The organism is Nonomuraea sp. ZG12 (assembly GCF_052068115.1).
Taxonomy (GTDB): domain Bacteria; phylum Actinomycetota; class Actinomycetes; order Streptosporangiales; family Streptosporangiaceae; genus Nonomuraea.
On sequence record NZ_JBQHCW010000025.1, the window covers coordinates 59,293 to 71,768 of the forward strand.

At 67.8% G+C, this 12,476-nt stretch carries 12 protein-coding genes; 11 read left to right on the plus strand and 1 reads right to left on the minus strand.

Annotated features, from left to right (window positions below; all coding sequences use genetic code 11):
* Positions 1–11 precede the first annotated feature (11 nt).
* The 4 genes from ACTMTF_RS40105 (at position 12) to ACTMTF_RS40120 (ending at position 3,021) form a co-directional block, all read left to right on the plus strand.
* Positions 12–944: a carbohydrate ABC transporter permease gene (locus ACTMTF_RS40105; RefSeq protein ID WP_441115346.1), complete on the plus strand. Its 933-nt coding sequence runs from the start codon at positions 12–14 to the stop codon at positions 942–944.
* Entirely contained in the window at positions 944–1,825 is an 882-nt protein-coding gene (locus tag ACTMTF_RS40110) for a carbohydrate ABC transporter permease (protein WP_441115347.1), read from the plus strand. Before ACTMTF_RS40105 ends, ACTMTF_RS40110 begins: the two co-directional genes overlap by 1 nt.
* 105 nt (positions 1,826–1,930) lie before the next feature.
* Positions 1,931–2,293, plus strand: a complete 363-nt coding sequence (locus tag ACTMTF_RS40115; RefSeq protein WP_441115348.1) for an antibiotic biosynthesis monooxygenase — start codon at positions 1,931–1,933, stop codon at positions 2,291–2,293.
* Between the two features lie 92 nt (positions 2,294–2,385).
* Entirely contained in the window at positions 2,386–3,021 is a 636-nt protein-coding gene (locus ACTMTF_RS40120) for a DsbA family oxidoreductase (protein WP_441115349.1), read from the plus strand.
* A gap of 18 nt (positions 3,022–3,039) precedes the next feature.
* Here ACTMTF_RS40120 and ACTMTF_RS40125 read toward each other — a convergent pair whose 3' ends face one another.
* Positions 3,040–3,852 carry a universal stress protein gene (locus ACTMTF_RS40125; protein WP_441115350.1) on the minus strand — a complete coding sequence of 271 codons (813 nt, stop codon included), beginning with the start codon at positions 3,850–3,852 and terminating at the stop codon, positions 3,040–3,042.
* A gap of 412 nt (positions 3,853–4,264) precedes the next feature.
* Between ACTMTF_RS40125 and ACTMTF_RS40130 the strand changes: the two genes are divergently transcribed.
* From ACTMTF_RS40130 to ACTMTF_RS40160, 7 genes are all read left to right on the plus strand, one after another.
* Complete coding sequence (locus tag ACTMTF_RS40130) at positions 4,265–5,299, plus strand: NAD(P)-dependent alcohol dehydrogenase (protein ID WP_441115351.1); 1,035 nt, start codon at positions 4,265–4,267, stop codon at positions 5,297–5,299.
* Positions 5,300–5,368: 69 nt separating this feature from the next.
* On the plus strand, positions 5,369–7,198 hold the full coding sequence (locus ACTMTF_RS40135; RefSeq protein ID WP_441115352.1) for a glycoside hydrolase family 15 protein: 1,830 nt from the start codon (positions 5,369–5,371) through the stop codon (positions 7,196–7,198).
* Positions 7,195–8,565 (plus strand): glucose-6-phosphate dehydrogenase, encoded by a 1,371-nt coding sequence (locus tag ACTMTF_RS40140; protein ID WP_441115353.1) that lies wholly within the window; start codon positions 7,195–7,197, stop codon positions 8,563–8,565. Before ACTMTF_RS40135 ends, ACTMTF_RS40140 begins: the two co-directional genes overlap by 4 nt.
* Entirely contained in the window at positions 8,565–10,334 is a 1,770-nt protein-coding gene (locus ACTMTF_RS40145; protein WP_441115354.1) for an IlvD/Edd family dehydratase, read from the plus strand. The genes ACTMTF_RS40140 and ACTMTF_RS40145 overlap by 1 nt, the downstream gene beginning before the upstream one ends.
* Entirely contained in the window at positions 10,321–11,328 is a 1,008-nt protein-coding gene (locus ACTMTF_RS40150) for a C-terminal binding protein (protein ID WP_441115355.1), read from the plus strand. The genes ACTMTF_RS40145 and ACTMTF_RS40150 overlap by 14 nt, the downstream gene beginning before the upstream one ends.
* A gap of 184 nt (positions 11,329–11,512) precedes the next feature.
* Positions 11,513–11,710, plus strand: coding sequence for a hypothetical protein (locus tag ACTMTF_RS40155; protein WP_441115356.1), 198 nt, complete (start codon positions 11,513–11,515; stop codon positions 11,708–11,710).
* 288 nt (positions 11,711–11,998) lie between these two features.
* Positions 11,999–12,157 carry a hypothetical protein gene (locus ACTMTF_RS40160; protein WP_441115357.1) on the plus strand — a complete coding sequence of 53 codons (159 nt, stop codon included), beginning with the start codon at positions 11,999–12,001 and terminating at the stop codon, positions 12,155–12,157.
* Positions 12,158–12,476 lie beyond the last annotated feature (319 nt).

The window sequence follows — 12,476 nt, forward strand, 5'->3', positions numbered from 1 at the left end:
GGTTGACCCTCATGGCCGACAAGGGTGCGCCCAGCACCCAGGACAGGAAGTACAGAATTCGCAGCAAGGTGCGCCTCCGCGAGCATGTGATGGGGTGGCTCTTCGTCGGGCCATTCGGGATCGTCTTCCTGGCCTTGCTCATCGCGCCGCTCGCGTACGCGCTGTATCTCAGTCTCTTCCAGAAGAAGCTGATCGGCGGCACCAGCTTCGTCTTCCTCGACAATTACGTGAAGGCGTTCACCGACCCGAGCTTTCTTTCCGGGTCCTGGTTCGTCATCCGCTTCTCGCTGGTCTCCATCCCGCTGCAGATCATCATCGCGCTCGCGATGGCCCTGATCCTGGACGGCGTGACCTCGATGTTCGCCCGCTTCTCCCGCCTCATGATCTTCCTCCCCTACGCGATCCCCACGGTCATCGGGGCCGTCATGTGGGGATTTCTGTACAGCAAGAGCTTCGGGCCGCTCTCCGACCTCTTCGGTCTGTTCGGCGTCGCGCCGCCTGATTTCCTCAGCAGCAACCTGATCTTCTACGGCCTGGTCAACGTCGTCACCTGGCAGTGGGCCGGTTACTACATGATCATCCTGTACGCGGCGCTCCAGGGCATCGACCCGGCGCTTTACGAGGCCGCCCGCATGGACGGCGCCGGAAAATGGCAGGTCGCGCTACGGATCAAAATCCCGCTGATCGCCCCCGCGCTGGTCCTGATCCTGGTCTTCTCGCTCATCGGCACCCTGCAGTTCTTCAACGAACCGCAGATTCTGCGCTCCCTCGCGGCCGGCACGATCGGACCGGACTTCACCCCCAACATGTACGCCTATCAGCAGGCATTCGCACTGGCGAACTTCAACTACGGATCAGCGATCTCCTTTGCTCTCGGCGGGATTGTCTTCGTCGGCGTCTACGCCTTCCTGTTCTTCACCCGCGAGCGGAGGAGCTTCCTGTGATGAGCGACCGTTCCCGCGCCGGCGCCCGCCGCCGGCCACCACGCCACCTCCCGCTGCAGGTGCTCCTCGGCTTCCTGGTCGTGTACTTCCTCGTGCCGTTCTGGTGGGTCATCGTCAACAGCTCCAAGGACGCCCCCGGGCTGTTCGGCGGCGGCAACACCCTGTGGTTCGCCGATCAGGTCGACTATCTCGGCAACCTCACGCAGCTGTTCACCTATGACAACGGCATCTACGGCAGGTGGATCCTCAACTCCACGCTGTACGCACTCGCGGGCGGGGTCGGCGCCACGGTCCTGGCCGTCCTGGCCGGTTACGGATTCGCCAAATACCGATTCGCCGGCAGGCGCTTCAGTTTCTCCCTCGTGCTCGGCGCGTTGATGGTGCCGGCGACGGCCCTGGTGATTCCCACCTTCATGATGTTCTCCGAGTTCGGCCTGACCAATACGATCTGGGCGGTGATCCTCCCGTCACTGCTCAACCCGTTCGGCGTGTACCTGATTCACGTGTACGCGCGCGACGCGGTTCCCGACGAGATCCTGGACGCGGCGCGGGCCGACGGGGCGGGTGAGATACGGACGTTCCTCCAGGTCGCATTCCCGCTGATGCGGCCCGCGGTGGTCACCGTTCTGCTCCTGTCCGCGGTGGCCTCCTGGAACAACTACTTCCTGCCTCTCGCCATGCTCTCCGACAACCGTCTGTTCCCCGTCACCGTCGGGCTCGGCCTCTGGCAGGGAATCGCCTCGGCGAACAACGCGGGCAGCACCTCCCTCTGGAGCCTCATCATCATGGGCGCACTCGTGTCGGTCGTGCCCCTCGTCATCGCCTTCTTCACGCTGCAGCGGCACTGGCGCGGCGGGCTGTCCGTCGGTGGCCTGAGGTAGCGCCGGAGCAGGGTCGGGTAGCGGGCGTGTTGACCTCAACTGGGGTTGAGGTCGCACGATGGTGGCCGGGCGTCGCCCCGCATCCCGACCTTGAGGAGTGTGACCGTGAGCACGGATTCCGGTTTCTATTCGATCATCGACTACACCGTTGACGGCTCCGACACGCAGCGTGAGCTGGTAGAGGCCTTCGCGGAGATCCAGGAGCGGTGGGTGCGTTTCTATCCCGGCTATCGCTCGGCCCGCTTCCACGTGAGCACCGACGGCACCCGCGTGTACAACATCGTGCACTGGGCGAGCGAGGCGGACTACCGCCACTTCGTGGAGACCTCCGACACCGACGGCCGGGTGGCCGCCATCGCCGAGGCGCTGGAGGGTCTGTCCGGCAAGGCCGAACCACGTATGACCGGAGTGCCCACCTACACCGTCGTCCGCGAGATCGGTCCCGGACCCCAGCGTCTGGATGCCTGACCGCCCGAACCCCGGCAGGCGCCCGCCGGCACCACGCCGCCGGGAAAGTGCGAACCACGCTCCATCAACCACGATCACTGTGCGGGACGTTCATGAAGCTTGAGATATACGCCGATGTGCTGTGCCCCTGGTGCTACATCGGCAAAAGACGCCTGACGGCCGCCTTGGCCCAGCCGGCCGGCCGCACCGGCATCGAGATCGTCTGGCGCGGCTACGAACTCGCGCCGGACGAAGGCCGGACCCCCGGCCCGACCGCCGCGGAGGCCATGTCCGGCTGGTGGGGCGAGCAGGCGCCGGCCCGCATCGCCCGGATCCGGTCGCTGGGCGCGGCCGAAGGCCTGGAGCTGAACCTGCATCTGGCCCGCCCGGTGAACACCTTCGACGCGCACCGGCTGGTCAAGCTCGCCGCCGACCGCGGCCGGGCCGACCAGATGATGGAGCTGCTGCTGCACGGCTACCACACCGAGGGGCGCAACGTGGCCGATGCGCATGTCCTGCAGAGCCTGGGCGGCGCGGCCGGGCTGAACGCCGGGGAGGTGCGGGCCGTCCTGGACGGCGACGCCTACGCCGACGAGGTACGCGCCGACCGGCTCCGCGCGGCCGAGCACGGCGTCACCGGCGTGCCCAGCCTCGTGATCGACGGCCGGCCGCCGGTCTCCGGAGTCCAGCCCGTCGCCGATCTGCAAGTGCTCCTGCGGAACGACCGACCGGCCGACCCAGCGTCCTGATCATGAGAGGCTTGAGCCTCATGCCTGTCTGGGTCGAGGTCGGACCACGGCGACCGGGCAGACCGCCTGATGCAGCACCGTACGGCTGACAGAGCCGAGCACCGCCGCGGCGAACCCGCCCAGACCGCGCGAGCCCACGACCACCAGATCGGCCGTTTCGGCGGCCTTGATCAGTGCCTCCGCCGGATGGCCGACGACTTGCTCGTCGACGATCTCGATGTCCGGGTTCTTCTCGCGCCACGCCGAGAGACGTTCGGCCGCCAGGCGAAGCTCTTGCTCACAGGAACTCGCACGCACCGCGCTGTATCCCGCCGCGTGCGACGGCGTCACCGGCATCTGCCAGGCGTACGTGACCTGCAGGGGCACGCCGCGGGCACGAGCCTGCTCCGCGGCGTAGGCCAGGGCGACCTGGGCGCACGGGGAGCCGTCGTCGCCGACGACCACCCGGCCGTGCTGCGCGCCGGACCCGCGCACGATCACCACCGGACTGCTCGCGTGGCCGGCGACGCCCATGCTCACCGAGCCGATCACGAGCCCTGCGAAGCCGCCGAGCCCCCGGCTGCCCAGCACCACGCTGTCCGCGGAGGCGGACTCGCCGACCAAGGATTCGATCACATTGCCGGCCAGCAGCTCGGTGGTGACCTCAACGTCGTTCGTCAGTGCGCGCACCCGCTCGCGGGCCGCCTCCAGCGTCCCGGCACAGTAGTCCGTCGCCTCACGGGTGAAGCGCGACTGCTCGCGCACATGCACGAGCCGCAGGTCCAGCCTCCTCCGGCGGGCGTCGGCGGCTGCCCAATCCAACGCCTCCGTCGACGGTGCGGAGCCATCCACACCGACCACTACAGATCTGACCATCACGCAACCTCCCCCGCTCCTTCCCCCCCATACCCGGATGACCGTGCGCGGCATCCGGCGAAACGTTCCAGGCAGGGGCCTGATCGAGTTGGGCCGCCGCCGATGGTACGGCGCGCTTCCCGGGTAACGCGGCGCCTGACAGATATGTGTAAAAGAATCTATTAATCCCCGGCAGCCGGCACGCGAGAGACCGGCGTTAGGCGATGAACCCGGGAGGGTAGGCACGTCATCAGCCGGCACCGTTCCGGAGAATCGCGGCATTCTTGACCCGCAGCACTCACGCGAAGCACGTTGAGCGAGGCGGCCGCCGTGCTCTGTCTGCGGGATCCGAGACATCGGTGAATACAGGCTAAAGAACGAACCGGGGGACGACATGAAAGCTTTTGTGATGAAGGAGATCGGGCGTGTCGGTTTCATGGAGAAACCTGTTCCGGAGCCGGGCCCGCTCGATGCCGTCGTGCAGACGACGGTGGCACTGATCTGTACGTCCGACTCTCACACCGTCAAGGGCGGCATCGGCCCCCGGGAGAACTTGACCCTCGGGCACGAGGCGGTCGGCGTGGTGCGTGACGTGGGAAGCGAGGTGAAGGCATTCCGGCCCGGTGATCGCGTTCTTGTGGGTGCGATCACTCCTGACTGGTCCGACCTCGCCTCGCAGAACGGGCACCCTTCTCAGTCGTGCGGGCCGCTGGGCGGATTCAGGTTCGCCAACTCCAAGGACGGGGTGTTCGCCGAATTTTTCCATGTGAACGACGCTGACGCCAATTTGGCGAAGATCCCCGATGAGGTTCCCGATGAGAAGGCGGTCTACTGTGCCGACATGCTCTCGACCGGATTCATGGGAGCGGAGAACGGAAACATCCCGATGGGCGGTGCCGTGGCTGTGCTCGCCCAGGGGCCGGTTGGGCTCATGGCCACCGCAGGGGCCAGATTGCGCGGCGCCGGCCTTGTCATCGGGGTCGAATCGGTCCCCAGCAGGCAGAATCTCGCCCGCACTTATGGCGCCGACGAAATCGTGGACTTCACTGCCGTGGACGTCGTCGAACGGGTCCACGAATTGACCCAGGGGCAGGGCGTGGACACCGCCATCGAGGCCCTCGGCGCGGACGCGACCTTCCAGACGGCCATCAAGATAACCAAGCCGGGGGGAACGATCTCCAACACCGGCTATTACGGAGAAGGCGAATTCGTGCACATCCCCCGTGTCGAATGGGGAGTGGGGATGGCCGACAAGACGATCGCCACCGGCCTGTGCCCAGGAGGCCGGCTGCGCATGGAACGGCTGCTGCGCATGCTCGTGACGGCACGGCTCGACCCCACACACATGACGACCCATACCTTCCGCTTCGACGAGATGGAACGGGCCTTCGAGGTTGCGGACAAGAAGCTCGAAGATGTCGTGAAGGTACTGATCACCTTCTAGGCCGCTGGTGCGGAGTCATCGCCCAGGGAGCAGTGCCTCCGCCGGCGTCCATCCGGAAAGAGTTCGGCAATGCTTGATACCGATCCACCCTTTCGCCCGGTCCGCCGCAAGGAGGGCTATCTGCCGCTGGAGGACCTGGGTTTCATCGGAGACGGCGAGACGGCGGCACTGATCGGCCTGGACGGTTCGATTCCGTGGCTGTGCCTTCCTCGCTTCGACAGCGAACCGCTGGTGTGCGGTCTGCTGGACCACGCGCGGGGCGGGCAGTTCACGCTCACCGTGGAGGACCTGCTGGAGGCGCGCCAATTCTACGAGCCCGACACCGCCGTGCTGGTGACCGAGCTGCGTGGTCCGGCCGGCCTGGTCAGGATCACCGACGCGCTGGCCCTGCGCGCCGGGGCCGACCTCAGTGATGACGCGGGGGCGGGCAGGGCCGAGCTCGTGCGTTCCGCCGTCGTCCTGAGCGGGACCGTGCGCTTGCGGGCGGAGCTGGAGCCGCGCGGCGGCGGACAGGCCCGAGCCCTCGGCAGCGGCCTGGAAATACGGGCTTTGCGGCGGCCGGACCTGCGCCTGCATCTGCGGTCCAACCGACATCTGACCAGCTTGCGCACCGTGCATGACCTGGAACAGGGCGACCGGCTCGATCTGGTGCTGTCTTGGGGGCGTATCCACCGCCACCACCGGTTCGCCCCCGAGGCGATGCTGCGGGACACCGCCGACGCGTGGCGCCGTTGGATGACGAAGTGCAGCTACGACGGTCCGGAGGCAGCGCTGGTCCGGCGCGCTGTGATCACCTTGAAACTGTGCGACGACTGGGTGAACGGGTCGCTGGTCGCGGCCCCGACCTCGTCGTTGCCCGCCCCGATCGGCGGGGTACGCAATTGGGACTACCGCTACACCTGGATCCGGGACGCGGCCTATGCCGTGTTCGCGCTGCGCCGCGTCGGTTTCGGCGAGGAGGCCGACGCCTTCCTCGGCTGGGTCCTGGACGCCTTCGAGCAAAGCCGCGGTCCTCGGATCATGTACACCCTGGGCGGCGAGCCCGTACCCGAGGAGATTCAGGACACCGAGTTGGAGGGCTACCGGCGCTCGGCTCCGGTGCGCTGGGGTAACGGCGCGGCCGATCAGCGCCAGCACGACGTGTACGGCGAGGTGCTGGACTGCGCCGACCAGTGGCTGCTCCCCGGTCGTGAGCTCCAGCCCCCGCTGTGGTCCCGCCTGGCGGAGCTGGCCGATGCCGCCGCGAGCACGTGGCGGCAGCCGGACCAGGGCATCTGGGAAGTACGCAGTGAGGGCAGGGTCTTCACCTTCTCGGCGGGGATGTGCCAGGTCACCCTCGATCGGGCTGCGGCGATCGGCGAACGTCTCGGCATGCCAGGACAGACCGCGACATGGCGCGCAGAAGCCGAGAAGCTCCGCCGGATCATCCTCGACCAGTCCTGGGACGAGAAGGCGCAGTGCCTGAGCGAGCATCTCGACGGCGGCGGCAGCCTCGACGCCAGCCTGCTCGCGCTCCCGCTGCGGAAGGTCATCCCGGCCGACCACCCTCGGATGGCCGCCACCACCGCCGCCATCGCCGAACGGCTGTCCGCCGGTGACGGCCTGCTCTACCGGTACCTGCACGATCGCTCACCCGACGGCCTGCCCGGCGATGAAGGAGCCTTCCTGCTGTGCAGCTTCTGGCTGGTCGACAACCTGATCCTGCAAGGCGAGCTCGGACGGGCCGAGGACCTGTACACGTCGCTGTGCGCCCGCGCCAGCCCGCTCGGACTGCTGCCGGAGCAGATCGATCCATCGACGGGCACGTTCATGGGCAACTTCCCCCAGGCGTTCAGCCACATCGGGATCATCGCCAGCGGCGTCAACCTCGCACGAGCGAAAGCAGGTACCACGACATGATCGACCGGCTCGTCGTCATCGGTGCCACCGGCGACCTCAACGCCCGCTACCTGCTACCGGCCCTGGCCGCCCTGCACGCGGCCGGACACCTCGCCGACCGGTTCGAGCCCACCTGCGCCGACCGGCGGGACTGGACCGACGAGGAGTTCCGCCGCTGGGCGTCCGCCCAGCTCGACCAGCACGCCGCGACGGAGCCCACCGAGGCCAGGAAAGCGATCGCCGACTCCGTCCGATACCGGCGGGTGGACGCCACCGACGCCGCCGACGTCGCCTCGCTCGTCGCCGGTGATGGGCCCGTCGCCGTCTACCTCGCCCTCCCGCCGGCGATCTTCCCCGGCGCGGTCGCCGCCCTCGGGGCCGCGAACCTGCCGCCGGGCAGCCGGATCGTGCTGGAGAAGCCGTTCGGCGAAGACCTCGACAGCGCGGTGGAGCTGAACCGGCTACTGACAGGGGTCGTGCCCGAGCAGGCGGTGTTCCGCGTCGACCACTTCCTGGCCATGACGACCGTCCAGAACGTGCTCGGCAGCCGACTGGCCAACCGCGTGCTGGAGCCCATCTGGAACAGCTCCCACATCTCCGAAGTGGAGATCGTCTGGAACGAGACCCTGGCCCTGGAAGGCCGGGCGGACTACTACGACGGGACCGGGGCGCTCAAGGACATGGTGCAGAATCACCTGCTCCAGGTGCTGTGCCTGGTAGCCATGGAACCACCGTTCAGCCTCGGCGAGCGCGACCTGCGCGACCGGAAGATCGACGTGCTGCGCTCGGTACGCCCGCTCACGGACGACGACGTCGTACGCCGCACCCGCCGTGCCCGTTACCTGGCCGGCCGCATCGGCGATCGCGACGTTCCCGCGTACGCCGAGGAGGACGGCGTGGACCCGCACCGCCGCACCGAGACCTTCGCCGAGGTAGAGCTGGAGCTCGACAGCTGGCGCTGGTCCGGCACGACCTTCCGGCTCCGCACCGGCAAGGCGCTCGGCCATGACCGCAAAGAGGTCGCAGTACGCTTCCGGCCCGTACCGCACCTGCCCTTCGGCTTCGACGAGGAAGCCGCGCCCAACGTGCTGCGCTTCGGGCTGGAGCCGGAGAGCATGTCCTTGGCGCTGACCGGCATCGGCGCCGGCGCCCACACCCTTGCCCCGCTCACCCTCGCCGCGCGGACGGCGCCCCCCGAACTGCCTGCCTACGGCCGGCTGCTGCTGGACGTGCTGCACGGGAATGCCGCCCTGTCCATCCGCGGCGACGAGGCCGAAGAGTCCTGGCGGGTCCTCGCACCGGTCATGTCGGCCTGGTCCAGGAACGTGGTGCCGCTCGGTGACTACCCGGCCGGATCCGACGGGCCGGCCTCGGTGAGGGGCAGCTGATGCCATCGACGGAGCGCGGCACGGGCGGCCTGCGTAGCCAGGCCTGGTGGGACAACGCGGGCAATCCGGAGATGACAGCCCTATATCTCGAACGCTTTCTCAACTTCGGGCTGACCCCGGCCGAACTCCAGTCCGGCCGGCCGATCATCGGCATCGCACAGACGGGTAGCGACCTCGTTCCCTGCAACCGTCACCACCTCGCCCTGGCCGACCGGGTCAGGGACGGGATCCGCGACGGCGGTGGCATACCGCTCGAGTTTCCCGTCCATCCGCTGCAGGAGACCGGTAAACGCCCGACCGCCGCGCTGGATCGCAACCTCGCCTACCTCGGGCTGGTCGAGGTGCTCTACGGCTATCCCCTCGACGGTGTCGTCCTGACGACAGGCTGTGACAAGACCACGCCCGCGTGCCTGGCCGCGGCGGCGACGGTGAACATCCCGGCGATCGTCCTGTCCGGCGGGCCGATGCTCAACGGCTATCACCAGGGCGAGCGGATGGCCGCGTCGGGCTCGGGGCTGGTGATCTGGCAGTCGAAGCGGCTGCTGGCCACCGGGGAGATCGACTACGCCGAGTTCTCGGCGCGCGTGACCGCTTCCGCGCCCAGCATCGGTCATTGCAACACGATGGGCACCGCGCTGTCGATGAACAGCCTGGCCGAGGCCCTGGGCATGTCCCTGCCATGCTGCGCGGCGATCCCGGCCCCCTACCGCCGGCGAGCGCAGATGGCCTACGACACAGGCCGCCGAGCGGTGGATCTCGTACGCGAGGACCTCACCCCGCGCAAGATCATGACCTTGCAGGCCTTCGAGAACGCGATCGTGGTCGCCTCGGCCATCGCCGCCTCCACCAACGTGCCCATCCACATCAACGCCATCGCGCGACATGTCGGGGTGCCACTGTCCATCCAGGACTGGCAACGCGTCGGAGCCGACATCCCGGTACTGGCGAACGTCGCCCCCGCCGGTGAGTTCCTCGGCGAGGACTTCTACCGCGCCGGCGGAGTGCCCGCCGTCATGCGGTCGTTGCTGACCGCCGGGCGCCTGCACGGCGACGCCGTGACCGTCTCCGGCCGTACCGTGGCCGAGAACCTGGCCGACGCCCCGCCCGCCGATCCGACGGTCATCCGTCCCTTCGACGAGCCTCTCGCCGCGCGCGGCGGGCTGCTCGTCATGACGGGCAACCTGTTCGGCTCCGCGGTCATGAAGACCTCGGTCCTCACCGACGACCTCCGCGCGGTGTCCGAGCATCGCGCCGTCGTCTTCGACGGGCCCGAGGACTACCACGCCCGCATCGACGATCCCGGCCTGGGCCTGGACGAGGACTGCATCCTCGTCATCCGCTACACCGGGCCGATCGGTTATCCGGGATCGGCCGAGGTCGTGAACATGGAGGTCCCCGCCGCGTTGATCCGGCGAGGCATCACCACGTTGCCCACGCTCGGTGACGGCCGCCAGAGCGGCACCTCGGACGCGCCGTCCATCCTCAACGCCAGCCCCGAGGCCGCGGCCGGCGGCAATCTCGCCATCCTGCGCACCGGTGACCGCATTCGCATCGACCTGGACAACGCGCGCGTCGACGTCCTGCTGCCGGATGAGGAGATCGCCGCGCGGTGGGCCGACTACACACCGCCGGTATTCGACAACCAGACACCGTGGCAGGAGATCTACCGCTCCACGGTCGGGCAACTGGACAGCGGAGGCTGCTTGGAGCTTGCCCTGGCCTACCAGGATCTCGTACACACCAAGGGGCTTCCCCGTGACTCGCACTGACGCCAGAGGCACCATCATGATCGCCGACTCCGACTTCGGCGATGTGGACATCGAACGTGCGATCGTCGAAGGCGCCGGATTCGAGCTCCTCGCCGCACAGTGCAAGAGCGAGGACGAGGTGATCGAAAAGGGCCGGGACGTCGATGGCGTGCTGACTCAGTACGCCCGGGTCGGGTCCCGCGCCATCGACGCGTTCACCCGGTGCCGGGTGATCGCTCGCTACGGCACGGGCGTTGACATCGTCGACGTCGACGCCGCGACCCGCCGGGGTATCCAGGTCACGAACGCGCCGAATGACTGGTGCGCCGAGGAGGTCGCCGACCACGCCGTCGCGCTCTGGCTCGGCGCCGCCCGCAAGATCTGCGCATACGACCAGGCGACCCGGCAGGGCGTATGGCGGTGGCAGAGCGGGGAGCCGATCTGGCGGCTGCGGGGACGGGTGTTCGGGCTGCTGTCCTTCGGCTTCATCGCACAGCTCATCGCCGAACGTGCCAGAGCGTTCGGCGTCGAGGTCTGGGCCCACGACCCGTTCCTCGACGAGTCCGAGATCCGATCGCGTCAGGTGCGGCCGGTGTCCTTCGACCAACTCGTGGAAGGCTCCGACTACCTCGTGATCCAGGCGCCGCTCACCCCCGGGACACACCACACCTTCGACCGTACGACGCTCCGCAGGATGAAGCCGGCCGCCGTCCTCATCAACACCGCTCGCGGCCCGATCGTCGAGGATGCGGCGATCTACCAGGCACTCACCGAGGGATGGATCGCCGGCGCGGCACTGGACGACCTTGAGGAGGAGCCCGCGAAGCAGCCCGACTGGCGCCCCAGCAACCCCCTGTTCACCCTGCCCAACGTGATCATCACTCCCCACGCCGCCTACTACTCCGAGCAGGCCATCACAACAGTGCGGCGCATCGCCGCAGAAGAGGCCGTACGGGTCCTGACCGGGCAACCTGCCCGCAGTCCGGTCAACGACGTGACGGCCGACCATCCTTGAGGGACCCGGGTAGCGTGCAGGTACTCGAGCGGCCGCCGCCCGACTGGACGGGCGAGAGCGGCTACATCAACGCCGACACGCTCAGTCGGACCATCCCGCACTGACCGGCGTCTTCGTCGGACTCCCGCAGGCGGGTGGGGCATCCTCGGCTGGAGGCATTCATGGGATCCATATGGTGCGAACCATGAACCAGTTGTTCATCATACGGAACAATAATGACCCTGTCTACGAGCGTTTGGGGCCGCCCAATTGGCGCCGGCAGGCCGGAGAGTTGTGGATCGTCCTGACCAAGGGCGCGTTCTCGTGTTCCATGGGCGAGAGGGCCGGTGACCTGGCTCCCCAGGAGCCCCTGCGCAATGCCCGGCACCACGTCATGGACTAATGTTCGCCATGCGAAGTTGTATATTGCATCGCGAACTTTGGATCGATTCAGTTGCCTCACCCCCATCCGACGAGGCCCGGCGAGGACGGGTGAGATGGGCGTTGACCTGCAGGGCCATCGCACGCTCTCACCGACGGTCCAGCCGTCGCGATCGCCTCAGAGCGGGCGACGTTCGAGCCGGCCGGGCGCGCCGCGAAGCTGCTCCGCTCTTCGAGTAGGACGGTCGAGACCTCACGCCGCGCTCGCGGCTGAGCGGCTCGGCGTGAACCGGACAGACCTCCTACGAATGTGCCGGCTTCCATGGGCGGCCGGGCGCTCGAACGCCCGTGTCCCGACGCCACCATGGACCGACGCCTCTCCTGGCAGGTGATCGTCCTCATCGCCGGCGCGGTGCTCCCTCTCACCGTCCAGCGCGTTGACGGCCGCTGCTGGTCGGCCCCGCCGTAGCAGGGATGCAAGGCATATGAGGAGCTTTCCGTGTTCGCGATATGCAACCCTCTTTTCGTCATACGGAAGGGTGGTCGGGGTTTTGTTCACCTTCTCGTCGGCAACGCCCACAGGTGCTCACATCCGTGGTTATGTGCTCGGAGAGGTCCGCGACATCGAGGTGAAACTCGCTCTTGACGTTGATGTCCCGTCACTTTATGTTCGTATTCCGAGCAGCGAGATCGTGAAATGAACATAGTACGGAACCTCGTGGAGATGTGATGAGGAGCGACCCCCAGCTAGAAGCCGACGGTGGCGACAGTGAGTTAGCCGTTGCGGA

Bases quoted from the DNA above. Each gene is read 5' to 3' on its own strand.
- ACTMTF_RS40145 (WP_441115354.1), top strand. From the start codon at position 8,565: ATGCCATCGACGGAGCGCGGCACGGGCGGCCTGCGTAGCCAGGCCTGG.
- ACTMTF_RS40110 (WP_441115347.1), top strand. From the start codon at position 944: ATGAGCGACCGTTCCCGCGCCGGCGCCCGCCGCCGGCCACCACGCCAC.
- ACTMTF_RS40105 (WP_441115346.1), top strand. From the start codon at position 12: ATGGCCGACAAGGGTGCGCCCAGCACCCAGGACAGGAAGTACAGAATT.
- ACTMTF_RS40130 (WP_441115351.1), top strand. From the start codon at position 4,265: ATGAAGGAGATCGGGCGTGTCGGTTTCATGGAGAAACCTGTTCCGGAG.
- ACTMTF_RS40155 (WP_441115356.1), top strand. From the start codon at position 11,513: ATGAACCAGTTGTTCATCATACGGAACAATAATGACCCTGTCTACGAG.
- ACTMTF_RS40135 (WP_441115352.1), top strand. From the start codon at position 5,369: ATGCTTGATACCGATCCACCCTTTCGCCCGGTCCGCCGCAAGGAGGGC.
- ACTMTF_RS40140 (WP_441115353.1), top strand. From the start codon at position 7,195: ATGATCGACCGGCTCGTCGTCATCGGTGCCACCGGCGACCTCAACGCC.
- ACTMTF_RS40120 (WP_441115349.1), top strand. From the start codon at position 2,386: ATGAAGCTTGAGATATACGCCGATGTGCTGTGCCCCTGGTGCTACATC.